Origin of the sequence: Methylobacterium sp. Leaf85, from assembly GCF_001422125.1 — a bacterium.
Taxonomy (GTDB): domain Bacteria; phylum Pseudomonadota; class Alphaproteobacteria; order Rhizobiales; family Beijerinckiaceae; genus Methylobacterium; species Methylobacterium bullatum.
The window spans coordinates 102,040-127,757 of record NZ_LMME01000032.1 but is presented as its reverse complement, the minus strand read 5'-3'; the positions used below and the strand labels follow the sequence as shown (position 1 = coordinate 127,757).

Here is a 25,718-nt window from a genome sequence, read left to right as displayed (position 1 = left end):
GCGGGCGAAGTGAATTCACTTTCTCCACAATAGCCCGGATTGGGACGTGCGCAACGTAGTTTTTAATCGCTCAAAGCGGGACGGCACGGCCATGTCGTCGCGGTTTCGGCATAGCCGCGTCCACGGGAGAAGGAATCGCCGGGGGAACGGCTAAGCTCGGCTGGTTTTGGGGCAACGCGACGAGCTGTTTTTCTGCACCGGCGGATTCAATTCCGTGGTCGCTTGTCGCGGCGACAGAGTCTTCTCCAGGCCGCTCCGCTTCGATCGGTTCGGCCTCGGCGGTCGTCGGCTCGGGCTCCGATTCTTCGACGGGAGTCCCATCGAAAATGTCCCGCAGCATGGCCTTGATGTCATCTGTGGGCAAAAGCGGGCCGTTTCCCGGCACACCGCCCACCGCATTCCAGTCATAGGCGTATTCCCGTGCCTCGCTGACATAGTCGCGGATGTTGGTGTCGACGGACCACATCCGTCGCAGTGCCGCTTTGCGCATCACCATCGGCACGCCCGCCCGGAGGAACTGGGTCAGGTCGGTCTCAGCCGTCAGACTATCCAGGGAGGGCAGCTTGGCGAGTTCCTCGGGCGGCAGGGTTTCGCCTTCGGCAAGCTCCTCCGGGCGGGATGCCCGCTCGCTTCCGTTCTCCTCGCTCACGGCCAAATCGCGCGCGGGCGCAGTTTTCCGGACGACGGCGCGCTTGCGCTTCGACCAGCGGGAAAGGAAATCGCCGCCGCTCATCCCTCGTCCCCCCGCCTGCGCGTACCGGTGCCCTGTCGGGCCAGGGCCTCCGGATCGGCCCTGTCGCGCTTGCGCTTGTGGAAGACCTGTTCGACGTGGAAGGCCTCGAAGAAGGCCAGGACCTTGGCCTGGACCTCCAGCGGCATGGGCACAGCCTCGACCACTTCGCCGATGCCCTCAGCCATGGATTCGCCCTCGTAGGGATCGGCCGTCACGTTCGCGACCTCGTAGTTTCCCTCCGCGACCTGTCGCAGGGCGACCCAGAGCGAGGGCCGGCCCGAGACCAGGTTGTCGCGGTAATGCGACGTCTCGGCGGGATGGAGCGAGACCTCATAGGCGCCGGCGTAGAAGGTTTCTTCCTCGGGCGTCGCCGAGAGCAGGGTCCAGGGCGAAGCGGCCGGGATGTCGGGAAGGGCCGAGACCGGCAGCCAGGCATGACTCGCCCAGCGGCTCTTCAACGCCCGCTTGGCGACGATGATGCCGACCTCGAAACGGTCGTCGGGCGGTGTCGCGGCTTGGGTCGTGTTCTGTTCGGTCATGCGGCCTCCGCACCGTCGATGATCGGCAATCCCGCCACGAGGTTTTGAGGTTTGAGAAAGAGGCGCTTATCGGGGTCCATGGCCATCAGGAGATAGACCGGCCGGCCGGCCGCGCGCGGGTCGATCCGCCGGTCATCGGCGAAGGTGAGGCGGAACAGGGCCAGGATGCGCATGCGGCTCGCCTCGTCCAGAGTCTCGCCGTTCCAGAGGGCGTTGCCGATCCGGGTCGCCTGTGCGTCGAGCCCGACGAACCAGCGCCAGTCCGGATCGTCCATGGACGCGATCGGCTCCACCTTCGCCTCCAGGTGCAATAGGTGGCGGATCCAGGCCTCGATGGCGCGGGCGAGTCCGTCGCGGCTCTTCGGGTTGCTTCCGAGGTTGAGCGCCATGGTGAACGCGTCGGAGCGGCTCCAATAGGTCCAGGCGGTCTCGTCCGTGAGCACGTCGAGTTCGTTCGCGGCTTCCTTGCCGAGCATGGCGACGAGGGGCGATTGCGCAGCCCCGGTCTCCCGCGCCTCGATCACCTCGGCATCGGCCAGCAAAGCAGCGCCGTCGACGAAGGAGACGCGCTGCGGCCGGAAGAAGAGCTCGCCGGCTCGAAGGGTGTAGGGGTCGTCGCAGCCGTCGAGGGCGTTGCGCAGGATGAGATGCGCCAGCTGGTTGAGGAAGATCGGCGGCGTGCCGTTCAGGCCGCCGCGAACGAGGTCGAGATAGGCCGCCTCGACGGAGCGCGCGGCCGTCAGCCGATCGCGGAAGGCGAGCATCATGGTCCAGTTCTCGCGCGCATCGGCATCCGCCATCGCGGCAACCTCACCGGGGGAGACCGCCCGGCGCGGTGACGTCACGAGGCTGCGGTGGAGTGCCCGCTCTGCCATGCAGGCCTCCTCGGGCGGCACCAGTTCGGGCCGGGCCAGATAGGCGAGGATCAAGTCGTCGGTCACGGCGAGGCCGCCCCCCTCCGTGCAGCCGGCGAGATGGTGGCCGCTGGAGACCCAGAACTCGGTCATCGTCCTTCGCCTTTCGATCCTGGTGTGGTCGCCATGCCGATGAGGTCCGCCCGCTCCTCGGGTTCGTCGTCGGTCTCCACGAAGGTGAAGGCCCGCGCATGAGCGTGAAGCTTGTCGGCTCCGGCAACACCGGGCCCGCGCTGGTGCAGGGTGCGGAACGCCTCCCGGATCTCGCCGTCCTCGAAGGTTCTGTGCAGGGCGATCACGCTGCCGATGGCGGGCTGGCACAGGGAGCCGGCGAACTCGATCTCCTCCGCCGCCGCGACGCGGGCCACGTCGAGGCTCGGCGCGCCGAGGCGCTCGCAGAGATGACGCGCCAAATCCTCCACGGCCGCGTCCCGCTCGGTCGGAGTCGCCTCGCTCACCACGACGAGGGTGGAGAATCCCAGGGAAGTCACGCCGAGGAATCCCGAGCGGAACGCCGTCCGCTCCTTGCCCTCGAGCAACGGGACATTGGCATCCCAGAACAGGAATGACCCGGCCACCGCCCATTCGCCGGGCTCGGCGGCCTGAGCGAACACGAAGGTATCCGACGGGTCGAGGCGGATGGTCCGTGGGAGTTTGAGACTGCTCATCGACAATTCCGAGGCCCATCCTGTCGCCGCTCCTCGAACTCGCGTTCCGGATGACGGCGATGATCGTGGCGTTCAAGGCCGGTATCTGGTGCGGGGCGTCCGCAATTGCTCGCGGACAAGGTCGGCACGGGTTCACCAGTACAGTTGGAACCGGCCGATGAACGTATCGGCATCAATGGTCCGCCCATTCTGGAGCGCGGAGGGGGACGTGTGCGACCGGACGTAATCGGCCATGATGCGGATGTTGGTGTCGGGATACCACGATAGTCCCACCGTGCCGTCCCGCTCGATGCCGCCGCGTATGCCGCCGTCGTCGAGATCGATGGCCGAGAACCGCAGTCCGAGCTCGAACACGCCGAAGCCGCCGCGGGTGATGCGCTGGGCCTCGGCGACCTTGACGCCGCCGAAGACCGCGTAGCTCGTCCCGTTGAAGTCGGGAGCCATGCGATAGGCCCGGTTGTCGCCGTTCAGCACCCAGCTCGCCTGAACGTATCCTCCCTGGAACTTCAGTGGCTTAGCGCCGTCGAAGCGGCCGATCTCGGTCCGTGTGTATTCCGCGCTCACCAGCAGCGGACCGGAGCGGTAGGCCAGCTCGGCGCCGAGGCGGGCGATGCTGGCGGCATCGCGGATGTCGCCGGTATCGACGAAGCGTCTGGTATAGAGGAACGCCTCCGACCGGCTGGACAGGGAGAGCGGGCTCTCGTCGCGGGGCAGGTCGCGGTAGCTGCCGGCGAGACCGACATGCAGGGTCCGGTGGTCGTCGTTGATCGGCGCATAGGTGACGCGGCTGGTCGAGGCGATACCTTCGGTGCCGATGCCGGTATTGGCGTTGCCGCCGAAAACTCCGGTGACGACGCTCCAGTCCTTGCCATGTCGTCCGACGGCGAAACCGAAGTTTCTGGCCGGCACGAAAGCGTCGGACAAGGCCCGCTCGGTGAAGAGGACATTGTTGTTGGAGGCAAGTTGATCGAGACCGAACGGTTCTTTCTCATTGCCGATACTGAAGAGCATGTCCGGCACGCCGCGATAGACCAGGACAGCATCGTTGATCGGCGTCACCGGATCGGCGAAATCGTATTGGAAGCCGAGGCCGACATCCTTGCCGAGGCTCAAAGTCGCCTCGATCCACGAACGGCGCACGGCGATGGTGTCGCTGAAGGGATCACCGAAGCCCGATTGGCGGATGCCCGCCACACCGAAATCGAGGTGAAGACGGCCGCCGATGCGTAACGCCATGGAATCATTTGGAAATGTCAGGGCGATGCCCTTGTCGTCGATGGTCAGCCGCTCGCCATAGGGGCCGGGTATGCCCTTGGCCTCGATGGCCGGCCCTCTCGGGGCATCCTCGGCCCGAAGCCCGCCCGGCGGGACCAGGAAGGCCGCGAGCACGGCGAGGAGGATCTTCGACGATGCGCTCACAGGAGCGGCTCACCGGTGAGTGGATTGCGCCACGCGACCCCCGTTAGGACCGCCACGAGAGGGTGCCTTCGACCGCCATCGGCGAGGACTTCGCCGTTCGCGTCGATCCGCTCGATCCGAGCCGACGGACCGCCATCGGCGAGGCGCCGGAGGTAGCGCCGTTCGACGGCTTCGAACCCGTCCTCGTCCCAGACGGCGAAGGTTTTCATGAGATGACGGGCGAAACTTTCGACGATGGCCCCGTTCCCGTCCTCGACGGCGAAGCCCTCGTTTTCGAGAGAGGTCGAATCCGGCGTCAGGCCGGGATCGCCGGCCTGCGCCTTCGAGGCGATGATCGTGGCGGAGAAGACGAGCCAGTCCGGCACCTCTCCCTCGCCACAGGTGGGCGGCCATCCGAGACGCCCGCCGCCGAGGCGCGCGCCATCGAAGCGGAGAGTGTCGGGCCAGTCGAACGTCACCGGGATCTCGGGCGGCCCATGGGCGCCGATGGCCTCGGCAAGCGCCACCATGCCGGCGAAGAAGGCGCGGCGCGCCGTGGCGAGGGGCTCGTCCGGCTCCAGGATCACGGCGAAATCGAGCACCTCGGCGCTGCGTCGCCAGACGAGGCGCCCGGTGGCGTCACCCGATGCGGCCGCATCGAGGGCTTCGTCGAACGCGCTCCCCGGCCCGTCCATGACGACGAAGGAGAAGACGGGCGGCAGGATCAGGTCCGGGTCGTCGGGGCTCGGCGCCATGCGTTTCGGTTCTACCTGCGCCCGTATGTCGGGTCCTAGTTTCGAGCCGTTATAGTATACGATGCACCAACCTGAGCGCGAGTGGGCTGGTCCCCTCGCCGCTGTGACCAAACGTTCGGGGTAAATCATTGTCCGACCGGATCGTATTCGCGTGCTCCTGCGATGAGACCGTCGCCCTCGACGCAGCGGCGATCGGCAAGGCGTGCGGCGGCCGCCTGGAGACCGCCGATCAACTGTGCGGGCGGGAGATCGCCCGGTTCGAGGACGCCCTGGCGCAGGGCTCGCCCGTCACCGTCTCGTGCACGCTCCAGGCTCCGCTCTTCACCGACATCGCCGCCGGGTCCGGGGCGGAATCCCGCGTGACCTATGCCAACATCCGCGAGACTGCGGGCTGGTCGACGGAGGCCGACGCGGCCGGACCGAAGATCGCCGCCCTCCTCGCCGCCGGAGCGGAGGTCCCCCCGGCGCCGGGCACCGTCGCGATGGTCAGCCAGGGCGTCGCCCTCATCTATGGCAGCGACGAGCTCGCCATCGAGGCCGGACGCCGCCTCGCCGATCATCTCGACGTGACGGTGCTGCTCAGCCGCCCCCGCGACGTGCCGGTGCCGCGCCGCCACGAATTTCCCGTGCTGCAGGGCAGCGTCGTGTCGGCGAGCGGCCATCTCGGGGCGTTCTCCCTGCGCATCGACGATTACGCGGTGCCGAGCCCGTCATCCCGCCAGTCCCTCTCCTTCGGCCCGGCGCGCAACGGCGCCACCTCCACCTGCGACGTGGTCCTCGACCTGACGGGCGGCACGCCGTTGTTTCCCACACATGACCTGCGCAGCGGCTATGTCCGCGCCGATCCCCGCGACCCGGCCGCCGTGGAGCGGGCGATCTTCACGATCTCCCATCTCGTCGGCGAGTTCGAGAAGGCGCGCTTCGTCGATTTCCAGGCCGATCTCTGCGCCCATTCGCGGTCGCGCATCACCGGCTGCACCCGCTGCCTCGAAGTCTGCCCGACCGGCGCCATCGCGCCCGCCGGCGATCATGTGGCCATCGATCCTTACATCTGCGCCGGCTGCGGCTCCTGTGCCTCGGTGTGTCCCACGGGTGCGGCCGCCTACGCACTGCCTGCCGCCGACGCGCTGATGCGGCGGCTGCGCACCCTGATGCGCGCGTACCACGAGGCCGGGGGACGGAATGGAATCGTCCTCTTCCACGATGAGGAGCATGGCGAGCCCCTCATCGAGGCGCTGGCCCGCTACGGCGACGGTCTGCCGGCCAACGTGCTGCCGGTCGCCGTCAACGAGGTCACGCAGCTGGGCCCGGAGGCCGCCGCCGCGCTTCTCGCCTACGGCGCCGTGGGTATCCGCCTCCTCGTCCGCGACCGTCCCAAGCACGACATCGCGCCCCTGCGCAGGATGGCGCTCCTCGCCGACACGCTCGCCGGGGCACTGGGCTACGGTGCCGCCGACGGGACGCCCGTGGTCTCCCTGATCGAGACCGACGATCCGGATCGGCTCGGTGCCGCGCTGTCGCCCGGCAGCGTCGGCACGGCCGCGCCGGTTCCCGCCGCCTTCATGCCGGTCGGCCCCAAGCGCAACGTGCTGCAATTCGCCTTCCGCGAGATGCATGTGGCCGCCCCGGCCCCCGTGGCAATGGTCCCGTTGGAGGCCGGATCGCCCTTCGGCGGCCTCGACTTCCGCAGCGAGGATTGCACCCTGTGCCTCGCCTGCGTCGGCACCTGCCCGACCCACGCCCTCAGCGACAGCCAGGACCGGCCGCTGCTGGCCTTCGAGGAAGGCCTCTGCGTGCAATGCGGGCTCTGCGCCGCCACCTGCCCGGAGAATGTCATTACCCTGACGCCGCAGGTCGATTTCGCCGCCTGGAGCCAGCCGCGCCGCATCGTCAAGGAGGAGGAGCCGTTCGATTGCGTCTCCTGCGGCAAACCCTTCGGCACGCGCAGCAGCATCGAGCGGGTCATCGAGAAGCTTCAGGGCCGCCACTGGATGTTCAAGGGCAGCGCCGGCGAGGCCAGGATCCGCACCCTGATGATGTGCGACACCTGCCGCGTCGAAGTCGTCGTCAACGAGGCCTTCGACCCGCACACGGCGCCCGAGCGCTCGAAGCCGCGAACCTCCGAGGATTATTTTCGCGCGCGGGAGACGGGCGGGAACGGCGGCGCTTAACACCCTGTCTGATCGGATCTCTCGGCGGATTCTCCTGCGAGAGTCGATCGTCCCATCCTGTCACCTCATCCTGAGGCGCCCGCGTCAGCGGGCCTCGAAGGATTACTCCAGTTCGCCCGGTGGATTCTGGAGCCCTCCTTCGAGGCCGCTACGCGGCACCTCAGGATGACGTAAGACATTGGACAAGCAACGCAAAATGATTTCGAGAGGCTTCCACTGCGCCGTCGCGTTCCGGGCGACGACCGGGAGTTTCGAGAGACGCAGCGAAACCTGGATGGATCACTGCGTCTTCGTCGCCTTTTCGAGAAACCGCACCAGGGCCTCGCGGTCGTCCGGGTCGTTGATCGTCTGCTCGGGCATCTTGGTGCCGGGGGTGTAGCGGGACGGGCCGATCTCGAAGAGCTTCGAAATGGTCCGCGCATCCCAGACGATGTCGAGGCTCTTCAGGGCCAGCGAGAAATTGTAGCCCTCGGCGGTGGCGATGCGGCGGCCGAACACGCCGCTCAGGGTGGGGCCGGCGCGGTGGCCCTCCTCCGGCGTCAGGGTGTGGCAGGCGACGCAGGCCCGGAACACCTCGGCCCCGTGATCGCCCTTGTAGGCGGCCAATGAATCCGCCGGCCGCGCCATCGACAGTGGCCCGATCGGCTCGCCGGTCCTGGCATCCCAGCGGCGCACCAGGCGATCGCCGCCTCCGGTCAGCAACTCGGTTCCATCGGGCCGGAAGGCGAGAGACCAGACCGGAAGTCCGGGGCCGACGAGGCTGAACGCCACCTTGGCAGCGCTTTTGTCGATCAGGGCCACGGTGCCCGCCACCGTGGCGGCGGCCACCCGTCGCCCGTCCGGCGACACGGCGAGCCCGATGACGGGGTTGGTCGCGAGGTCCACCGACGCACGGATAGCCCCATCCTCGGACAGGAAGCGCACCACGCTGTCCGCCCCGGCGGCGGCGATCTCGCCGTCCGGCGTCACGGCCAGGGCGTTGATCGGTGACGGCAGTTGAACGACGCGCGGCGGCTCGTCGGTCTCGGCGAGGGGCCAGACCCGAAGCGTGGCGTCGTAGCCTCCCGTCACGAGCCGGCCATCCGCCAGGAAAGCGACGGCGTTGACGTTGCCGGCATGGCCCCGCAGCACCCGCACCTTTCCGCCGGCGAGGAGCCGTATCTGCGCGGTGCCGTCCCAGGATGCGGAAGCGAGGCGCGTCCCGTCGGCCGAGACAGCGAGGGCCACGATGGGTCCGGAATGGTCGGCGAAGACCTCCACCGGCTCCGGGCGTCCGCCCTGCCAGAGGGCGATGCGCCCGTCCTCGCTGGCCGTGACGAAGCGGCCCCCGTCGAGGGCGGCGACGGCATTCACCGCGCCATCGTGGAACCGCAGGATCGCCAGGGCCGACCCCTGGTCGATTCCCCACAGGATGGCCGATTGATCGAACCCGCCGGAGATCGCCATGCGTCCGTCCGCCGCGATGGCCAGAGCCCGCACCGGCCCGCCATGCCCGCGCAACTGGGCCGAGGCCGGAAGGGGGGCGAAGAGGATGAGGAACGCCGCGCAGATCGACCAGGCATGGCGGATCGCGGCCCGCGAGGATCGAAGTCGGACGGACAACACGGATGCCTGCGCCACGCCGTCGCTCTCCTACGAAGTGCCAAGAACGCTGAAAATCAGAGGCCGTTTGAAGCGTCTATCCAAGTCTTCACCTCATCCTGAGGTGCCGCGGAGCGGCCTCGAAGGAGGGTTCCAGAAACCACCGAGCGTACTGGAGGGCTCCTTCGAGGCCCTTTGCTCAAGCAAAGGGCACCTCAGGATGAGGTGGTCCGATGGGATGATCGACTTCGGCAGCCGGTCGCCTTCGGCATGAGCATAAGCTCAGACATCCGATCAGACCGGCTTTTAGCCGGGGCAACGCATCCCGTCTTCCCCGCCGGCCACCGCTCGGCTGATCCGCCACGGGCGGGGTTGCTCACCCGCCCGCGATGCAGCATCCGTCTCAGCTCATGTCGATCCGGTCCGCCACTTCGGCCTCGATGCCCCTCGACGAGGCTGTGGCGCGACTTCTCGCAGTCTCGCCCGTGGCCACCATCCTCGTGCCCGTCCGGGACGGGATCGGCTTCATCCTCGCAGAGGATGGGGTGGCCCTCACCGATCGTCCCGTCGAGCCGCGCGCGCGCCGGGACGGTTGGGCCGTGGCCGCCGGGGATGTGACCGGCGCCTCCCCCTACGCACCCGTCGCTCTGCGAGGACCGCCCCCCTGGGTGGAGGATGGCGACGTGCTGCCGCCGGGCACCGACACCGTCTTGATGCCGGACGCGGTCGGCGCCGACGGGGACATCGTCGCCGATGCGGCGCAGGGCGAGGGCATCTCCCGCGTCGGTCAGGAGGTCGCGCGCGGGGACGTGCTGGCGCGGGCCGGCGAGCGGTTGACGCCGCTCCGTGCCCTCGCTCTCCTTGGCGCCGGGATCGAGACGGTCGTGGCCCGAAGGCCCCATATCCACGTCGTCGGAATCGGTCATGGGTCGGCCTCGGCTGTCGCCGATTGGGTCGCGGCGGCGGGAGTTCGGGTCACGTCTAGCGATTCCGAGCGTGACGCGGGCGCCATCGCCGCAGCGCTGCGGGTCGATGGGGCCGACGCGGTGTTCGTCGTCGGCGGCACCGGGTTCGGCCGCGCCGATCACAGCGCGGAGGCCCTCGCCCGAACGGGCCGCCTCGACGGGCACGGCATCGCCCTTCATCCGGGGGAGAGCGCCGGTTTTGGCCGGATCGGGACGGTTCCGGTCCTGCTGCTGCCCGGCCGGCCGGACGCCGCCCTCGCGACATTCCTCGCCCTCGGGCGGCCCTTGCTGGCCCGTCTCTCCGGCGCGGTTGCGCCCGAGGGCGTCAAAGGCCGCCTCACCCGGAAGATCGCCTCCACCGTCGGCATGAGCGAAATCGTCTTCGTGCGGAGGACGCGGGAGGGGGTGGAGCCCATCGGCGGCGGGGATCTGCCGCTGCGTCGCCTGATCCTCGCCGAGGGCGCGGTTCTGGTGCCGCCGGAGCGGGAAGGCTACCCTGAAGGCGAGTGGATCGAGGTCGTGCCCCTGTGAACCGCCCCGACGGAGCTGAGACGAAAGAGGATTTCCTGGCGAGGCTGTCGCGCGCGGCACGCCAGGAGCAGTTCCTCCAGGTGGTCGGCCGGGACGAGGCCGTCGCACGGTTTCGCACGGCGATCCCGCATGCCGCGCTGCCGGCGGAGAGCGTGCCGCTGGCCGCCTGCCTCGGACGCGCCTTGGCGGGTGATGTCGCCTCGCCCATCGACGTGCCTCCCTTCGACCGCGCCCTCGTCGACGGTTTCGCCCTCCGCGCCTCCGACACGATGGGCGCGAGCCAGGCCGAGCCGCGCCGGCTTGGCCTCAATCACGAGATCCTCGCCTGCGGCGTCGCGCCCCGGCTCGTCGTCCTGCCGGGCACGGCGACGGCCATCGCCACCGGCGGCGTGATGCCGCGCGGAGCCGACGCGGTGGTGATGGTGGAGGCCACGGGGATCGCATCCGGCGAAGGACCGCTCGCCATCGATCTCGACCGGGTGGCGGCACCCGGGCAGTTCGTCGGCTATGCCGGCTCCGACATGGCACGCGGCGAGACGGTACTGCGCAAGGGCACCGTGATCACGGCGCGGGAAATCGGCATGCTCGCCGCCTGCGGCCTCGCCGCGGTCGAGGTGGTGCGCCGCCCGAGAATCGCCGTGCTGTCCACCGGCGACGAGCTGGTGGCTCCGGGCCAGCCCCTGCCGGCCGCCGGGATCTACGATTCGAACGGGGCCATCGTCGCCGCCTCGGTCGCCGAGAATGGCGGCGCCCCCGTGCCCTTCGGCATCGTGGCGGATGACGAGACGGCGCTCGAAGCCGCGATCCGCGCGGCCCTGTCGGATTGCGACGTCGTCGTCCTGTCCGGGGGGACCTCGAAGGGGGCGGGCGATGTCTCGCACCGCATCCTCTCGCGCCTCGGCGAGCCCGGCATCCTCGTCCACGGGGTCGCGCTCAAGCCCGGCAAGCCCCTCTGCCTCGCCAAGGCGCAGGGCAAGGCCATCGTCGTGCTGCCGGGCTTCCCGACCTCCGCGATGTTCACCTTCCACGACTTCGTGGTGCCGCTCGTCCGGTCGCTGGCGGGGCTTCCCCCACGGGAGGAGGACAGCGTCGAAGCGGTCCTTCCCCAGCGCATCGCCTCCGAACGCGGGCGGATGGAATTCGTCATGGCCTCGCTCACCCATGGGCGGGACGCTCCCGTCGCGGTCCCGCTCTCCAAGGGCTCCGGCTCGGTGACGGCCTTCTCCCAGGCCGACGGCTTCTTCGCGATTCCCGCCGCACGCGCGGGCATGGAAGCCGGCGAGCGGGTGAGCCTGTCGCGGATCGGGGCCGGCTCCCGCGCGCCCGACCTCACCATCGTGGGCAGCCATTGCATCGGCCTCGACGCCGTCGTCGGACGCCTGGCCGAGCGCGGCATCCGCGCCCGCACCATCTGGGTCGGGTCCTCGGGGGGCCTCGCCTCCCTCAAGCGGGGCGAATGCGACATCGCCGCGATGCATCTCCTCGACCCCGAGACCGGCCGCTACAACACGCCCTTCCTCGTGCCGGGCTTGCGCCTCGCGGAGGGCTGGGGGCGGATGCAGGGCGTCGTGTTCCGCCCCGGCGATGGCCGGTTCGCGGGGCGCGACGCGGCGGAGGCGGTCTCGGCCCTGGTCCGCGACCCGGACGCGATCATGGTGAACCGCAACACTGGATCGGGGACGCGGCTCCTCATCGACGGGGTGCTGAACGGCGCCCGGCCGCCGGGGTTCTGGAACCAGCCCCGCTCACACAATGCCGTCGCCGCCGCCGTGGCCCAGGGCCGGGCGGATTGGGGTGTCGCCATCGAGAGCGTGGCCCGCGCCTATGGCCTCGGCTGCCTGCCGCTCACCGACGAGCGCTACGATTTCGCCTATGCCGAGGACCGGGCGCGGGAACCGGCTCTCGCCGCCTTCCTCTCCCTCCTCGCCGAGCCCAAGACCGATTCGGCGCTGGCCGAACTCGGCTTTCCCCGCGCGCGGACCTTGTCATGACGGAGCACGCCATGCGGGTCATGGGCCTTGCCGGCTGGAGCGGGGCGGGCAAGACCACCCTGCTCGCCAAGCTCATCCCCGCGCTGATCGCCCGTGGGTTGACGGTCTCCACCATCAAGCACGCGCATCACGCCTTCGACGTGGATCAGCCGGGCAAGGATTCGTACCGGCATCGCCAGGCGGGCGCGTCGGAGGTGCTGATCTCGTCCGCCGTCCGGTGGGTGCAGATGCACGAGGTGCGCGACGGCGAAGAGGCGAGCCTCGCCGAGTTGCTGCGCCGTCTCGGCCCCTGCGATCTCGTGCTGGTGGAGGGCTTCAAGCGCGAGGGCCATCCAAAGATCGAAATCCATCGGAACGCCAACGGCCGTCCGCCGCTTCATCCGCAGGACGAGAACATCGTCGCCATCGCCAGCGACCGGGCGTTCCCCGATGCGGGGATCCCCGTGGTCGATCTCGACGACGTGGCGGCCATCGCCGATCTCGTCGCGTCCCTGGCGGAACCGGTCGATGCCATCCTGAACAGGATCGAAGGCCATGGCGCAGCTGACTGACGATTGCTTCGCCTTCGGCGGACGATTGATGAGCGTCGACGACGCCCTCGCGCTGATCGCGGAGCGGCTTCCCGTCCTGGCCGGGATCGAGACCGTGCCGCTGCACGAGGCGGACGGACGCGTCGCGGCGGAGGACGTGACCGCCGGGATCGACCTGCCGCCCTTCGACAATTCGGCGGTGGACGGCTACGCCGTGCGCCATGCCGACCTCGCCCCTTCGGCTGAGACGCGGATGATCGTCGAAGGCCGGGTCGCCGCCGGCCAAGCCGGACTGACGATGGCGGGCGGCCCGAGCGCGGTCCGCATCTTCACCGGCGCGCGGATGCCGGGCGGCGCCGACACGGTCTTCATGCAGGAGGACGTGACGCTGGAGGGGACCGGCATCGTCTTGCCGCCGGGCCTGAAGCGCGGGGCGAACCGCCGGCTCGCCGGCGAGGACGTACCCAAGGGCGGCACCATCGTCACCGCCGGGCGGCGCCTCTCGCCGCAGGACGTGGCTTTAGCCGCCGCCACCGGCCGCTCGTCCCTGGCCGTCCGCCGCCGTCTCAAGGTGGCGGTGTTCTCCACCGGCGACGAACTCGCCGAACCGGGGGCCGTCCTGGCGCCGGGGGCGATCCACGATTCCAACCGGGTGATGCTGGTCGCCCTGCTGAAGCGCCTCGGCGCGCAGGTGAGCGACCTCGGAATCCTGCGCGACGACCGGGCTGTTCTCGCAGCCCACCTCGCCGAGGCGGCGTCCGCCCACGATCTCCTCCTCACCTCCGGCGGCGTCTCCACCGGCGAGGAGGACCACGTGAAACCGGCGGTGGAGAGTGTCGGCAGCCTGGTGTTCTGGCGTCTCGGCATCAAGCCGGGCCGTCCGGTGGCCATGGGCGTCGTGCGGGGCACGCCCTTCGTCGGGTTGCCGGGCAATCCCGTGGCCGCCTACGTGACCCTGCTCTTCGTGGTGCGCCCCCTGCTGGCGCGCCTGGGCGGCGAACGTCTCGACGCACCCCTCGCGATCCCGGTCCGCTCCACCTTCGCCTATCGCAAGAAGGCCGGCCGCCGCGAATTCGTGCGCGTCGGCCTGAGGCGCGTCGCCGATGGCGGGTTGGAGGCGGTGAAGTTCCCCCGGGACGGGGCCGGCCTCCTCACCTCGCTCACGGGCAGCGACGGGCTGGCGGCGCTCCACGACGAGGTGACCACGATCGAGCCCGGCGACACGATCGAGGTCTATCCGCACGTCGTGCTGTACCGATAGGGAATCTCCCGTCGCCATCGCGCAGAGCGTGACCGACGCTTGCATTGCACTGGCTCCGGCACGATGTGCCGGGTCATGGCCGAGGTCGATCCGCTTTCGAGCGGGGGGGCCGCTCACCTGTCTCCATTGCCACCCCGACCCGACCGAAAGCGCCGATGGACTTTCTCGACTCGCACTTCCTCGTCTCGGTGCTGCAGATCGTCTGGATCGACCTGCTCCTCTCCGGCGACAACGCGGTCGTCATCGCCATGGCCTGCCGATCCCTGCCCCCCGAGCAACGCCGGACCGGCATCCTCCTCGGCGCGGGGACGGCCGTGGGGCTGCGCATCCTGTTCGCCGTCGTCATCACCTATCTGCTGGCGGTGCCGTTCCTGCGGATCGGCGGCGGGCTCCTGCTCCTCTGGATCGCCGTGAAGCTCGCGCTGGGCGAAGACGAGGAGGGTCACGCGGTCGGAGACAGCGCGACCCTGTGGAAGGCGGTGCGGACCATTGCCATCGCCGACGCGGTCATGAGCCTCGACAACGTGGTCGCCATCGCCGCCGTAGCGAAGGGCGAGGTCTCGCTGTTCGTCTTCGGCCTGCTGCTGTCGATCCCGCTCATCGTGGCGGGCGCATCCCTCATCACGACGCTGCTGAAGCGGTTTCCCCTGGTCATCTGGGCGGGTGCCGCGCTCCTCGGCTGGATCGCCGGCGAGATGATCGTCACCGATCCCTACATCGCCGAACACGTGGCCTCCGTGCCCCACGCGCACCAAGCCGCCGCCGCGATCTGCGCCGTGCTCGTCGTCGCCGTGGCGTTCATCTGGAAACGGGCGACCGCATCGCCCGAGCCGATCGGCGATCAGGGCCGTCGTTGAGGCGAGCAGTCAAAACCTGACGGATGGGACCCGCCCTGAGCGTTACCGATGGGTGGTGAGCGGACCCTGCCCCTTGGCCTTGAATCGGACGTTCCACCTCCGACCCAACACGGTCGCCCCGACAGCTTTTGCATTTTCCCGGAAGCGGCCATTCTTCGGCAGTCTGGCGTTTACGACTCTCGTTGAGAAATGGAACCAGCGTCTACTATCCCCGTGGCCGAAGCTGCCTGTGATAGCGTCTAAGGCCGAAGTAGGTCGCGATAAAATTTGAGCAGAGAAATGCCATTATCGCGCAAGTAGATATTAGTTTGGCGCCTTCCAGATCGTAAGCTTTATCTCTCAAGAAAGGCATCATTACTCCAACCAAAAACCCCACAAGACTGAGCAATACAAAAAATCCAAGATAAACAACAACAAATATTATAATCAATATTGAGTGTTTCGGGTTAAAATTCTTTTTAAATTCCATAATCGGCTTGCCTTTTGCGGCTTGTTTATATGCTAAACATACAAATAGTATGATTATCGGCCAAAGTATAAGCGTATCGAGGGCTACTAATATCTTATTGACTGGCGGCGGAACGAAAACACAAATAAATAATAACGATACGAGAGCGGGTTTTGCTATCAACAATGCTGGCATCATTCGCTCGCTCGACATGACTTTCCTATTTTCGGGGACGCGGAAAAATGCAACCGCCTTTCAGCATGGGTGCGAGATATGGTCAGACCGCTCTCGGCTGAGTCGTCTCAACAACGAACCACAACCTTCATGAATGTCTTCTCACGGTCGTGCGCGGGCAGCAGGAGGGCGATGTCGCCTCAGATGCCGCTTCACTCAGAAGCAGCCCAGCCGAAAACCACCCGACCCGGACATCGGCCACCAAGCTGCCCCGAAGCGGACCTTCTAGGAGTCTGTGAAGGGTCGTGAGCAGCCCCGGCGGCGGGCACCGAACGTCAGATTTTTACCACTGGTTTCAGGTGTATTTCCAAGATTTTACCTCATCCTGAGGTGCCGCGCAGCGGCCTCGAAGGAGGGCTTCAGATATCGAAGCGGCTTCTGGAGGCCTCCTTCGAGGCCCGCTGACGCGGGCACCTCAGGATGAGGTGATGGGTTGGAATGATCGACTTTGGCGGATGGTCGACTCTGGCACGAGCATTCGCAGACGCATCGGGTCGAACAGGCTGCGAAGCCGGTGACCAACGCGAAACGGCCCCTCGCAAGGGGCCGTTTCTCGTCGTCGAGATGAGATCGGACTTACCGCGCCGCTTCGAGATACTTCAGATCGAGGGCGGCCAGCGACATGAGCGGTGACGGCATGACGACGCCGTCGCGGCGGATCATCCGGGCGACCCGCTGGCACCCGGCGATGTCGTTGGCACCGGCGGCGGCATCGCCCTGTTCGATGAAGGCGGCACTCGGCGTCTTCGGCGGCGGTGCTGCCGGAGCGGCGGGGGCGGCAGCGGGGGCTGGAGCCTGGGCCGACGCGCCCGAGGGGGCCGCGGTGTTCTGGGTCGCCCCCTGGGGACCGGAGGCACCGGGACCGTTGGAGGCCGTCGGACCGCTCAGGCCCGAATCCTTCTGCGTCTCGCTGCCGGAGGGTTTCTGCGATCCGGAGCCCGGAGCGGTGACGGCCGTGCTCGTCTGGGCCGTGGCCGAACCGGACGCGGCCGGCTGAGCCGGCGGATGCAGGAACGCCGTAAGTTCCTTGCAGATATTGGCCGGCTTGCCCGCCGATTCGGCCGAGGCGATTGCCGGAACCATCGCCATCGCCGCCGTCACGGCGACGATGGACAATCCTCTGATACCCGAACCCATCATGACACGGCCCTCCCGAGGCCAGCCGCCGCAGCTGCAACGGCGCGATTGACCAAGGAAGGTGCGCGGCACGCGGAAGGTGTCAAGGGCGGCGCGGCGCGCCCGTTCGTCGGGGACCGGCCGTCATCGGGATTCCGCATTGGGAAAGAAGAGCTGCTCCCCACCGATCCGGTAGGCCGCGATGGCCGCCTGGCCCGGGGCCGAGACGAGCCAATCCACGAAGGCCTGCGCCGCCTTCGCCTTCACATGCGGATGTTTTTCCGGGTTCACGACCATCACGCCGTATTGGTTGAAGAGGCGCTTGTCGCCTTCCACCAGGATCTTGAGGTCGCCCCGGTTCTTGAACGACAGCCACGTGCCCCGGTCACTGAGGACGTAGGCATTGGCGGCCGAGGCGGTGTTGAGCGCCGGCCCCATCCCCTGGCCCACATCCTTGTACCAATCGCCGCGCACGGCGCCGAGATCGAGGCCGGCCTCCTTCCAGTAGCGCAGCTCGGCGCTATGGGTGCCCGAGCGGTCGCCACGCGAGACGAAGGGCGCCTTGGCGGCGGCGATCTTGCGCAGGGCCTCGACGACGCTGGCGCCGGCCGCGCCGGCCGGATCGTCCTTCGGGCCGACGATGACGAAGTCGTTGTACATCACGGGATAGCGCTTCGTGCTCCACCCCTCGCCGACGAACTTCTCTTCGGCGGCGGTGTCGTGGACGAGGGCCACATCGGCATCCCCGCGTCGGGCCGCATCGAGGGCCTGCCCGGTGCCGAGGGCGACCACCTTCACGCCGATGCCGCTGGCTTGCGTGAACTGGGGCAGCAACTCCTTGAACAGGCCCGATTGCTCGGTGGAGGTGGTCGAGGCCACCGTGATGCTTTCGGCGGGCTCGGCGACACCCGGTGCGGACGACAATCCGGAGACGGCGACGAGGAGGCAGAAGCTCAGGAGAGAGCGGCGAAGGAGGTCCATGGCATTTCTCCGGTGAGATAGGCCCGCGCCTGCGGCGAACGGGGGGATGACAGGGTGGTGCGCACGGGCCCGTGCTCGACGGCGAGGCCGGCGGCGAGGACGACCACATCCTCGGCCAGACGCATGACCTGACCGAGATTGTGCGAGACGAGGACGACCTTCGTGCCGGCCACCGCCATCGACGCCACGAGATCCTCGATGACGTGGGACGAGGCCGGATCGAGATTGGCGGTGGGCTCGTCGAGCAGGAGGAGATCGGGCGCCCGCGCCCAGGCCCGCGCGAGGGCGAGGCGCTGCTGCTCGCCCCCCGACAGGCGGGTGGCCGGAGCGCCGGCCCGCTCGGCGAGTCCCACATGGCGGAGAGCGGCCCGCACGCGCTCCGCCCGCTCGCCCGCGCCGAGGCCGAGCGGCGCGAGAGCCAGGGCCACGTTGGCGGCGGCACTCGCACGGACGAGGCCGGGCCGCTGGAATACGAAGGCGGTGCTCGGAGGAGGACGGTCGGATGGCCCGATGCGGATCGTCCCCCCCGTCGGCGCCAGCAATCCGTCGATGAGGCGCAGGAGCACGCTCTTACCGGCGCCGTTCGCACCGACGATCGCCGTGATGCCGGAGGACGTCACCGACATGTCGATGCCGTTGAGGATGGGCATGTCTCCCACCCGGTAGCGCAAACCTTCGATGACGATGGGGAGTGCCGTGCTCATCCGTAGGCCCGCATGGCATGGGAGCGGAGCAGCGTGGCGGTCGCGCTGACGACGAGGACGATGGCGATGAGAACGAGGCCGAGGGCCAAGGCGAGGGGCAGGTCTCCCTTCTGCGTCTCCAGGGAGATCGCCGTCGTCATGGTGCGGGTATGCCCGTCGATATTGCCGCCGACGACGAGGACGGCCCCGATCTCCGAGATGGCGCGGCCGAAGGCGGCGAGGACCGCCGTCACCAGGGAGAAGCGCGTATCGTAGATCAGGATCGCGGCCCGCCGGGCGGGTCCGAGGCCGAGGGAGCGAAGCTGCTCGCCGAGATGCTCCTCCGCATCGGCGACGATCTGGCGTGCGAGGGCCGCGATGAGCGGGACGACGAGCACCGTCTGGGCCGCGATCATCGCGCCCGGCGTGAACAGGAGGCCCAGCCCCCCCAGCGGACCGGACCGCGACAGGAGAAGATAGAGGACGAGGCCGATGACCACCGGCGGCAGGCCCATCGCCGCGTTGAGGCATCCCGTGACCAGCCTTCGCCCGGGAAATGCCGACACGGCAACGAGGGCCCCGAGGGGCACGCCGACGAGGGTGCCGAGCCCCACCGCCGACAGGCTCACCCGCAGCGACAGGCCGGCGATGGCGACCACCTCCGGATCGAGGGCGGCGAGCCGTCTGAACGTCTCCTCGAGGGTCTGGAACATGGCCCCGGTGCTGTGCGCGGCGAATGTCTCTCGCAAAACTCCCGCTGCGCCGTGGTGCTTCGAGAAAGAGCCGACCGGGACCGGGAGTTGTGTGAGGCACTCTCACCCCCTCATGCTATCCCTCTCCCTGCCAGTTCAATAGGAAACGGATTGCCTATGAAGGTGGGATTGATCCTCGACGGGACCATTGCGGTGGCGGGCCGGCAACTCGCCTTCGCCCCCACCGTGGCGCTTCTGGACGCCGTCGCCACGGAAGGGTCGCTGCAGGGTGCCGCGGCGCGGCTCGACCTGTCCTATCGCTCGGCCTGGGGCCGCTTCCAGATCCTTGAGGAAGCGCTCGGGCAGCCCGTCATCCGAAAGACAAAGGGGCACGGCAGCGTTCTGACGCCCTTCGGTGCCGCCTTCCATCAGGCGCTCGGCGGCGCATTGCGGGCGAGCGGAGAGATGATTGATCGAGAAGAAAAGCGGTTGGAGGCGACGCTCGCCGGTCTGATCGGGCGTGCCGCCGGCCCCCTGACCTTCGCGGTCAGCCACGATTCCGTCCTGCTCGACGCTCTGCGCGAGATAGGCGGCATCGCGGTCACCATCGCGGGGAGCATGGACGCCCTCTCGCAGTTGAAGGCGGGGCGGGCCGATGGGGCGGGGTTCCATTTCGGCGCGGCCACGCCCGATCCGGGCTCGGCCTTCGCCGACATCCTCGCCGACCCGGCCCTCCTCACACGCCCGGTCCTGCGGCGCGAGCAGGGCCTGATGCTGCAGCGGGGCAATCCCTTCGCCGTCTCCACCATCACGGACCTGACCACGGGCGGCATCCGCTTCGTCAACCGGCAGCTCGGTGCGGGGACGCGGATCTGGTTCGACCGGCTCTGCGCCGAGGCCGGCATCGGCGGGCGCGACATTCGCGGCTACGAGACGGAGGAATTCACGCATCAAGCCGTCGCGGCCCTGATCGCGTCAGGGGCGGCCGATGTGGGAATGGGCACCCGCGCCATCGCGGAGCGGTTCGGGCTCGATTACCTGCCGCTGGGGGAAGAAACCTACTTCCTGGCCGTCCGGGCGTTCGTCGGCGGCGAGCGCCTGGACGCGATCGCGGCAGCGATTCGGCAGCGGGCGGAGGCCACGCCGGGCTACGCCTGAGGCGTTAGCCACGGGAATGCACGGGCGAGAGCATGGATTGCCCTCGCCCGTGGTTGGGAGTCAGTGAGCCAGGATCTTCGACAGGAAGGTCTGCGCACGCTCGGAACGCGGCTTGTCGAAGAAGTCGTCCTTGGTGGCGTCCTCGACGATCTCTCCGCGATCCATGAACACCACGCGGTTGGCCACCTTGCGGGCAAAGCCCATCTCGTGGGTGACGACCATCATCGTCATGCCTTCGCGGGCGAGCTCGATCATCACGTCGAGGACCTCGCCGACCATCTCCGGGTCGAGGGCCGAGGTCGGCTCGTCGAACAGCATGACGATGGGGTTCATCGACAATGCGCGGGCGATGGCGACGCGCTGCTGCTGACCGCCCGAGAGCTGGCCCGGATATTTGTGCGAATGCGCCGAGAGGCCGACCCGCCCGAGGAGCTTCAGGCCGCGGTCATGGGCATCGTCCTTGGCCCGTCCCAGCACCTTGCACTGGCCGAGCATCAGGTTGTCGATGATCGACAGGTGGGGGAACAGCTCGAAATGCTGGAACACCATGCCGACACGGGCGCGCAGCTTGGGCAGGTTGGTGCCCTTGGCCTGGACGCCGATGCCGTCGACGGTGATCGCCCCCTTCTGGATCGGCTCCAGGGCGTTGACCGTCTTGATGAGGGTGGACTTGCCCGACCCGGAAGGGCCGCACACGACCACCACCTCGCCCTTGGTGACCTGTGTCGTACAGCCGTTGAGAACCTGGACCGGGCCATACCACTTGCTGATGTTGTCGATGGCGATCATCGGCTTCGTCGAAGCCTGGGGATCGATGGCGGACATGACGGATCCTCGAGAGCTTAGCGGATGATGGCGACGCGGCGCTGAAGACGCCGGACGAGGGTCGAGGCGGTGATGCAGATCACTAGGTAGACGGCCGCGGCGAACAGATACATCTCCACGAGACGACCATCGCGCTGGGCGACCTTCGAGGCGGCGCCGAGGAAGTCGGTGAGCGAGATGACGTAGACCAGGGACGTGTCCTGGAAGAGCACGATGGTCTGGGTCAGCAACAGCGGCAGCATGTTGCGGAAGGCCTGCGGCAGGATCACCGTCCGCATGGTCTGGCCGTAGGTCAGGCCGATGGCCTGCGCCGCCGCCGTCTGCCCCTTCGGGATCGCTTGGATGCCGGCGCGCATGATCTCGGAGAAGAACGCCGCCTCGAACAGGGTGAAGGTGACGAGGGCCGAGGTGAAGGCACCCACCGAGATCGGCCGCGACGCGCCCGTCATCCATTGGCCGATATAGGGAACGAGGAAGTAGAACCAGAAGATCACCAGAACGAGCGGCAGCGACCTCATGAAGTTCACGTAGATCTTGGCCGGGAGCGCCAGGGCGGTGATCCCGGAGAGACGCATCATCGCGATGATGGTGCCGAGGATGATGCCGCCCGAGGCGGCGAGCGCGGTGAGCGTCAGCGTGAACACCATTCCCGTCCCGAACAGGTACGGCAAGGATGAGAGGACGACTCCGAAGTCGAAATCCGTGAACATCGGTCCTCTAGTCCCGTCTGACGGTCGCGAAGGATGGGGAGAGGGATCGCGCCGTCATCAGCGCGATCCCGGGACGGCGATGCGGGTCTCGAGCTTGCTCGACACCGTCACGACGATCAGGCTGATGCCGAGATAGATGACCGTCGCCGCCGTGAAGGATTCGAAGACCTGCGAGGAGAATTCCTGCATCGAGCGCGCCCGCGCGGTGAGTTCGAGCAGGCCGATGGTGAGCGCCACCGAGGTGTTCTTGAGGTTGTTCAGGAACTCGGAGGTCAGCGGCGGCAGGATCACCCGGTAGGCGTTGGGCAGCAGCACGTAGCGATAGGTCTGCCACGTGGTGAGGCCCAGAGCCGTCCCGGCCATGCGCTGGCCGCGCGGCAAGGTCTCGATACCGGTGCGGACCTGCTCGGCGACGCGGGAGGCCGTGAAGAAGCCGAGGCAGAGGACCGCCGTGTAGAACGACGAGTTCGGCAGCTGCTTCAGCCAGGTCCCCCAGGAGCCGGGCAGGATCTCCGGCACCACGTAGAACCAGAGGAACATCTGCACGAGGAGTGGGATGTTGCGGAACAGCTCCACATAGGTGGTGCCGACCCGTTGGGCCCCCCGGCTCGGAAGGGTGCGCAGCACCCCGATGAGCGAGCCGAGGGAGAAGGCGATGATCCAGGAACAGAGCGCCGTGGCGATCGTCCAGGAGAGGCCGGAGAGAAGCATATCGGCATAGGTGCCGGTGCCTTCCGGCGACGGTTCGAAGAAGATCCGCCAGTTCCAATTGTAATTCATCGCCTGTCGTCTGCTCCGATGCGGCGGCTTAGTAGGCGGCCGGGTCGGCGCTGTCGCTCGGCGACTCGAAGGCCTTCTTCATGGGATCGCTCATGGGAAGGCTGAGGTTAATGCCGCGCGGCGGGATCGGCTTGGTGAACCAGGTCTCGTACAGGGCCTTGCCCTCGGGGCTCTTGTAGAGCTTGGCCGTCGCCTCATCGACCACGGCCTTGAACGGCGCGTCGTCCTTGCGGAGCATGATGCCGTAGGGCTCGGGCTTCGACAGGGCCTCGCTGGAGATCGCGTAGGCACCGGGCTCCTTGGAGCTGGCGGCCAGGGAGGCGAGGAGCACGTCGTCCATCACGAAGGCGGCGGCGCGGCCGGTCTCGACCATGAGGAAGGCTTCGGCGTGATCCTTGGCGGGCAGGATCGTCAGGCCGAGGCCGCGGGCGGTGTTGGCCTCGTTGATCTGGCGGATGTTGGTGGTGCCCGAGGTGGACACGACGGTCTTGCCCTTGAGATCCTCGATCGTGTCGAGCTTGGCCGACTTCTTCGCCACGTAGCGGGTGGCGGTGAGGAAGTGGGTGTTGGTGAAGGCGACCTGCTTCTGGCGGTCGACGTTGTTGGTGGTCGAGCCGCATTCGAGATCGACGGTGCCGTTGGCGATCAGCGGGATGCGGGTGGCGGAGGTGACGGGATTGAGCTTCACCTCGAGCTTCGTCAGCTTCAGGTTGGTCTTCACCGCCTCGGCGATCTTCTTACAGATCTCGAAGGCGTAGCCGACCGGCTTCTGGTCGCCGTCGAGGTAGGAGAACGGGACCGAGGCGTCGCGATAGCCGATGGTGATTTCGCCGGTCTCTTTGATCTTCTTGAGGGTGCCGGTCAGTTCCTGGGCGCCGGCACCGGATGCGCCGAGCGTAATGCCCATTGCCGATGCGAGGACGACCGCCGCCGACAGAGCGGCGGACCTGTGATGACCAAAATGCATGTGAAGGCTGGCTCCCGGAGGGGTTCTCGCCGATCGGACGACCGGCACGTGAGGCTCAACGTAGCAGCGGTCTCGCCCATCGCAATCGGTGAATGAGGCCTCACCGGAGATGTCAACCGCTCGACGAGGTTATAGCAATCGGCGTGCCGCGCGCGCGGCCAACATCCATTTCGGCGAAACAATGCCCCGCATTTGAAATCGTAACGGGTCGGAGAAGATGAGGGAGCACGGACCGGAACAGCACATGAAAAAGGCCCGGCTTTGCAGCCGGGCCTTTTTCAGAACATCTTGAATGATCTTGCGGGATCGGAGCATGGCTCCGATCCCGCCGACCATCGATGCTTAGAAGTCGCGCTGGACGCGCATACGCACCTGGTAGGTGTCGTCGGCGGTCACGGTGCGAACGGCGCCGGAGGCGATGTTCGCGGCGTTGACGGTGCCGCTCGACTGGGTGCGGTCCACGACGCGGCCGTTCTGAACGCCGACCTTGGTGTAGAAGCCCTCGACACCGATATCGAGGTCCTTCACCGGCGACCAGATCAGGCTCGCGCCGGCGACGATCTGGTAGGTGTCACGCAGAACCGGGCTGACGTCGAAAGAGGTCTGGCCGGGAACGCCGGTGAACTGACCAGTCGCACCGGTGGTCTGGAACGCCGCCGCATTGGCGGCGCGGGCGCCACGGGCGAAGGAGAGTTCGCCGTAGCTGCCGAACACGGCCGAACGCCACTCAGGCGACCAGTAGTGCAGGAACGAACCGACCACGGTGAAGCTGGTGGAGGTTTCGATCTTGCCGGTCAGAGGGTTCAGAGTGGCGTCGGACATGAAGGGATCGAAGGCAGCGCCGTTGATGGTGCTGGCAATCGAGGTGTAGCTGCCGTTGTAGGACGAGTAGCCCGTGTAGAGGGTCGCGCCCTCACCGTAGGCTCCCTGCAGGTACAGCGTATCGCCAGGAGCGATGAACGGGGTGTTGATCTTCACGCCACCCTGGACAGCCCAGCCGTACTCGCTGGCGGGAGCCCCAGTCACAGCAGCCCCACCAAGACCGGGAACCGAAGCTATACCGAAGGTCGATCCAACGGGATTCTGGACGTTGATTTCCTTGACTGCAGCCGAGATCTGAGCCGAACCCCAGGCAGCATCGTAGCGCAGCACGCCAACGAAGTCGGGCATGCGGTTACGCTGCGAAACGTCGTAGTTCGAGAACGTATTCGTCGCGCCGACTCCGATGAGGACCGGGGACGGAGCGCCAGTGACGCCAGCCGCACCGAAGGTCTGCGAGTAAACCGTGTTGCGACGGAAGGTCGGGTCTTCGAGCGAGACCGTGGCCGAGAAGCCTTCACCGAACTTGGCCGAGTAGGCCAGCAGGTTGGTCGACTGGACGTCCGAGTTCAGGGTCGCGCCGGCGAACTCGAAGTCGTGGGCGTAGAAGTCGAAGAACGAGGAGGCGCGACCGGCGGTGAGGCCGGCGAACTGGATGAACGCCTTGTCGGTGTTCACGAACTGCTGGTCGCGACCGACCTGGTCCTGGCCGGTTGCACCGAAGGCGGAGCCGATGCGCTCCTGGGTGCCGGAGCGGAGACCGCCGGTGGCGCCGGTGCGCGAGGCGAACTGGATACGGGTGAAGGCGCGCAGGGTGCCGTAGGCCGTCTGGGTGCGGGCATCGACGTTGATGCGGGCGAGACCGATATAGCCGGTCGTGTCACCGTTGCCTGAGCCAGAGCGGCTGTCCGTCGGCTGATAGCCGATGTCGAGGCGGGCGCGGCCCGAGAGACGGATGCAGGTATCCGTTCCGGGGATGTAGAAGAAGCCGGCGCCGTAGGCGCTGCAGACGCGGACGTATTCGATCGGCACGGCCTTCTTCACGGGAAGGTCGGCGGCATGCGCTCCAGCGACCGACGCAAAGGCTGCGGCAGTACCGAGGAGTGAGCTCTTCAAGAGCTTCATTGATATCTCCAAAAGCTTCGAGACCCGAGGGACAGGCAACTTCAACCCGGCATGGACCGGCGTTCGTTTGCCTTTATTTGTTAGCCGGCAGGACTTGAGTGCCCCGTTCCGGCCGTGCCCCGGGGTTTCCCCAGTGCGTATTCACTCTGTGCGAGCGGGTTCCTGCGAGCAACTCGGAATCGCGAATGCCACATCGGTTCTGAACTGCTGTGGCGGCGCTGCAACGTTCGTCAGGCGGCAAACCATGTCATCGCCGGGACCGATTGATGTGCAGAGCGGGGGCTGG

The 25,718-nt window shown here is 67.7% G+C and carries 24 protein-coding genes; 7 read left to right on the top strand and 17 right to left on the bottom strand.

Annotation, left to right across the window (positions count from 1 at the left end):
• Nucleotides 1-70: 70 nt before the first annotated feature.
• The 6 genes from ASF08_RS18370 to ASF08_RS18345 all read right to left on the bottom strand — a co-directional run bounded on the left by ASF08_RS18370 (nucleotide 71) and on the right by ASF08_RS18345 (nucleotide 5,007).
• A complete protein-coding gene (locus ASF08_RS18370) occupies nucleotides 71-733 on the bottom strand; it encodes a DUF3306 domain-containing protein (RefSeq protein WP_056148205.1) in 663 nt (220 codons plus the stop codon).
• Entirely contained in the window at nucleotides 730-1,272 is a 543-nt protein-coding gene (locus ASF08_RS18365; RefSeq protein ID WP_056148202.1) for a DUF3305 domain-containing protein, read from the bottom strand. The genes ASF08_RS18370 and ASF08_RS18365 overlap by 4 nt, the downstream gene beginning before the upstream one ends.
• Entirely contained in the window at nucleotides 1,269-2,279 is a 1,011-nt protein-coding gene (locus ASF08_RS18360) for a DUF6352 family protein (protein WP_056148200.1), read from the bottom strand. The genes ASF08_RS18365 and ASF08_RS18360 overlap by 4 nt, the downstream gene beginning before the upstream one ends.
• Nucleotides 2,276-2,854, bottom strand: a complete 579-nt coding sequence (locus ASF08_RS18355; RefSeq protein WP_056148196.1) for a DUF6505 family protein — start codon at nucleotides 2,852-2,854, stop codon at nucleotides 2,276-2,278. The genes ASF08_RS18360 and ASF08_RS18355 overlap by 4 nt, the downstream gene beginning before the upstream one ends.
• 132 nt (nucleotides 2,855-2,986) lie before the next feature.
• Nucleotides 2,987-4,273 (bottom strand): OprO/OprP family phosphate-selective porin, encoded by a 1,287-nt coding sequence (locus ASF08_RS18350; protein WP_056148193.1) that lies wholly within the window; start codon nucleotides 4,271-4,273, stop codon nucleotides 2,987-2,989.
• On the bottom strand, nucleotides 4,270-5,007 hold the full coding sequence (locus tag ASF08_RS18345; protein ID WP_056148190.1) for a biotin/lipoate--protein ligase family protein: 738 nt from the start codon (nucleotides 5,005-5,007) through the stop codon (nucleotides 4,270-4,272). Before ASF08_RS18345 ends, ASF08_RS18350 begins: the two co-directional genes overlap by 4 nt.
• A gap of 128 nt (nucleotides 5,008-5,135) precedes the next feature.
• Between ASF08_RS18345 and ASF08_RS18340 the strand changes: the two genes are divergently transcribed.
• Complete coding sequence (locus ASF08_RS18340) at nucleotides 5,136-7,178, top strand: 4Fe-4S dicluster domain-containing protein (protein ID WP_056148187.1); 2,043 nt, start codon at nucleotides 5,136-5,138, stop codon at nucleotides 7,176-7,178.
• 279 nt (nucleotides 7,179-7,457) lie between these two features.
• Here ASF08_RS18340 and ASF08_RS18335 read toward each other — a convergent pair whose 3' ends face one another.
• Nucleotides 7,458-8,747: a c-type cytochrome gene (locus tag ASF08_RS18335; protein ID WP_056148824.1), complete on the bottom strand. Its 1,290-nt coding sequence runs from the start codon at nucleotides 8,745-8,747 to the stop codon at nucleotides 7,458-7,460.
• Between the two features lie 422 nt (nucleotides 8,748-9,169).
• Here ASF08_RS18335 and ASF08_RS18330 point away from each other — a divergent pair, with 422 nt between their 5' ends.
• The 5 genes from ASF08_RS18330 (at nucleotide 9,170) to ASF08_RS18310 (ending at nucleotide 14,894) form a co-directional block, all read left to right on the top strand.
• Nucleotides 9,170-10,255 carry a molybdopterin-binding protein gene (locus tag ASF08_RS18330; protein ID WP_056148184.1) on the top strand — a complete coding sequence of 362 codons (1,086 nt, stop codon included), beginning with the start codon at nucleotides 9,170-9,172 and terminating at the stop codon, nucleotides 10,253-10,255.
• Nucleotides 10,252-12,246, top strand: coding sequence for a molybdopterin biosynthesis protein (locus ASF08_RS18325; RefSeq protein ID WP_056148181.1), 1,995 nt, complete (start codon nucleotides 10,252-10,254; stop codon nucleotides 12,244-12,246). The genes ASF08_RS18330 and ASF08_RS18325 overlap by 4 nt, the downstream gene beginning before the upstream one ends.
• 11 nt (nucleotides 12,247-12,257) lie before the next feature.
• Complete coding sequence (gene mobB, locus ASF08_RS18320) at nucleotides 12,258-12,797, top strand: molybdopterin-guanine dinucleotide biosynthesis protein B (protein WP_056148821.1); 540 nt, start codon at nucleotides 12,258-12,260, stop codon at nucleotides 12,795-12,797.
• Nucleotides 12,781-14,037, top strand: a complete 1,257-nt coding sequence (locus ASF08_RS18315; protein ID WP_056148178.1) for a molybdopterin molybdotransferase MoeA — start codon at nucleotides 12,781-12,783, stop codon at nucleotides 14,035-14,037. Before mobB ends, ASF08_RS18315 begins: the two co-directional genes overlap by 17 nt.
• A 155-nt stretch (nucleotides 14,038-14,192) precedes the next feature.
• Nucleotides 14,193-14,894 (top strand): TerC family protein, encoded by a 702-nt coding sequence (locus ASF08_RS18310; protein ID WP_056148175.1) that lies wholly within the window; start codon nucleotides 14,193-14,195, stop codon nucleotides 14,892-14,894.
• 205 nt (nucleotides 14,895-15,099) lie between these two features.
• On the opposite strand, the gene ASF08_RS24945 is transcribed toward ASF08_RS18310, so the two are convergent.
• The 5 genes from ASF08_RS24945 to ASF08_RS18290 form a co-directional block, all read right to left on the bottom strand.
• A complete protein-coding gene (locus ASF08_RS24945; protein ID WP_162238973.1) occupies nucleotides 15,100-15,555 on the bottom strand; it encodes a hypothetical protein in 456 nt (151 codons plus the stop codon).
• 597 nt (nucleotides 15,556-16,152) lie between these two features.
• Nucleotides 16,153-16,716, bottom strand: a complete 564-nt coding sequence (locus ASF08_RS18305; RefSeq protein WP_244474575.1) for a hypothetical protein — start codon at nucleotides 16,714-16,716, stop codon at nucleotides 16,153-16,155.
• 120 nt (nucleotides 16,717-16,836) lie between these two features.
• Nucleotides 16,837-17,673 (bottom strand): extracellular solute-binding protein, encoded by an 837-nt coding sequence (locus ASF08_RS18300; RefSeq protein WP_056148172.1) that lies wholly within the window; start codon nucleotides 17,671-17,673, stop codon nucleotides 16,837-16,839.
• The gene (locus tag ASF08_RS18295; RefSeq protein ID WP_056148169.1) at nucleotides 17,646-18,377 is read right to left on the bottom strand and encodes an ATP-binding cassette domain-containing protein; all 732 of its coding nucleotides are present in this window, start codon (nucleotides 18,375-18,377) and stop codon (nucleotides 17,646-17,648) included. Before ASF08_RS18295 ends, ASF08_RS18300 begins: the two co-directional genes overlap by 28 nt.
• Nucleotides 18,374-19,069, bottom strand: a complete 696-nt coding sequence (locus ASF08_RS18290) for an ABC transporter permease (protein WP_056148166.1) — start codon at nucleotides 19,067-19,069, stop codon at nucleotides 18,374-18,376. Before ASF08_RS18290 ends, ASF08_RS18295 begins: the two co-directional genes overlap by 4 nt.
• Nucleotides 19,070-19,225: 156 nt before the next feature.
• On the opposite strand from ASF08_RS18290, the gene ASF08_RS18285 reads away from it, so the two are divergent.
• On the top strand, nucleotides 19,226-20,206 hold the full coding sequence (locus ASF08_RS18285; protein ID WP_056148163.1) for a substrate-binding domain-containing protein: 981 nt from the start codon (nucleotides 19,226-19,228) through the stop codon (nucleotides 20,204-20,206).
• A gap of 60 nt (nucleotides 20,207-20,266) precedes the next feature.
• Here the strand turns inward: ASF08_RS18285 and ASF08_RS18280 are convergent, their stop codons facing one another.
• From ASF08_RS18280 to ASF08_RS18260, 5 genes are all read right to left on the bottom strand, one after another.
• Nucleotides 20,267-20,995, bottom strand: coding sequence for an amino acid ABC transporter ATP-binding protein (locus ASF08_RS18280; protein ID WP_198290855.1), 729 nt, complete (start codon nucleotides 20,993-20,995; stop codon nucleotides 20,267-20,269).
• 53 nt (nucleotides 20,996-21,048) lie between these two features.
• Nucleotides 21,049-21,741 (bottom strand): amino acid ABC transporter permease, encoded by a 693-nt coding sequence (locus ASF08_RS18275; RefSeq protein WP_018044823.1) that lies wholly within the window; start codon nucleotides 21,739-21,741, stop codon nucleotides 21,049-21,051.
• A 57-nt stretch (nucleotides 21,742-21,798) separates the two neighbouring features.
• Nucleotides 21,799-22,521: an amino acid ABC transporter permease gene (locus ASF08_RS18270; RefSeq protein ID WP_056148160.1), complete on the bottom strand. Its 723-nt coding sequence runs from the start codon at nucleotides 22,519-22,521 to the stop codon at nucleotides 21,799-21,801.
• A gap of 28 nt (nucleotides 22,522-22,549) precedes the next feature.
• Entirely contained in the window at nucleotides 22,550-23,428 is an 879-nt protein-coding gene (locus ASF08_RS18265) for an amino acid ABC transporter substrate-binding protein (RefSeq protein ID WP_056148817.1), read from the bottom strand.
• A 402-nt stretch (nucleotides 23,429-23,830) separates the two neighbouring features.
• Nucleotides 23,831-25,432 (bottom strand): porin, encoded by a 1,602-nt coding sequence (locus tag ASF08_RS18260; RefSeq protein WP_056148157.1) that lies wholly within the window; start codon nucleotides 25,430-25,432, stop codon nucleotides 23,831-23,833.
• Between the last annotated feature and the right edge of the window lie 286 nt (nucleotides 25,433-25,718).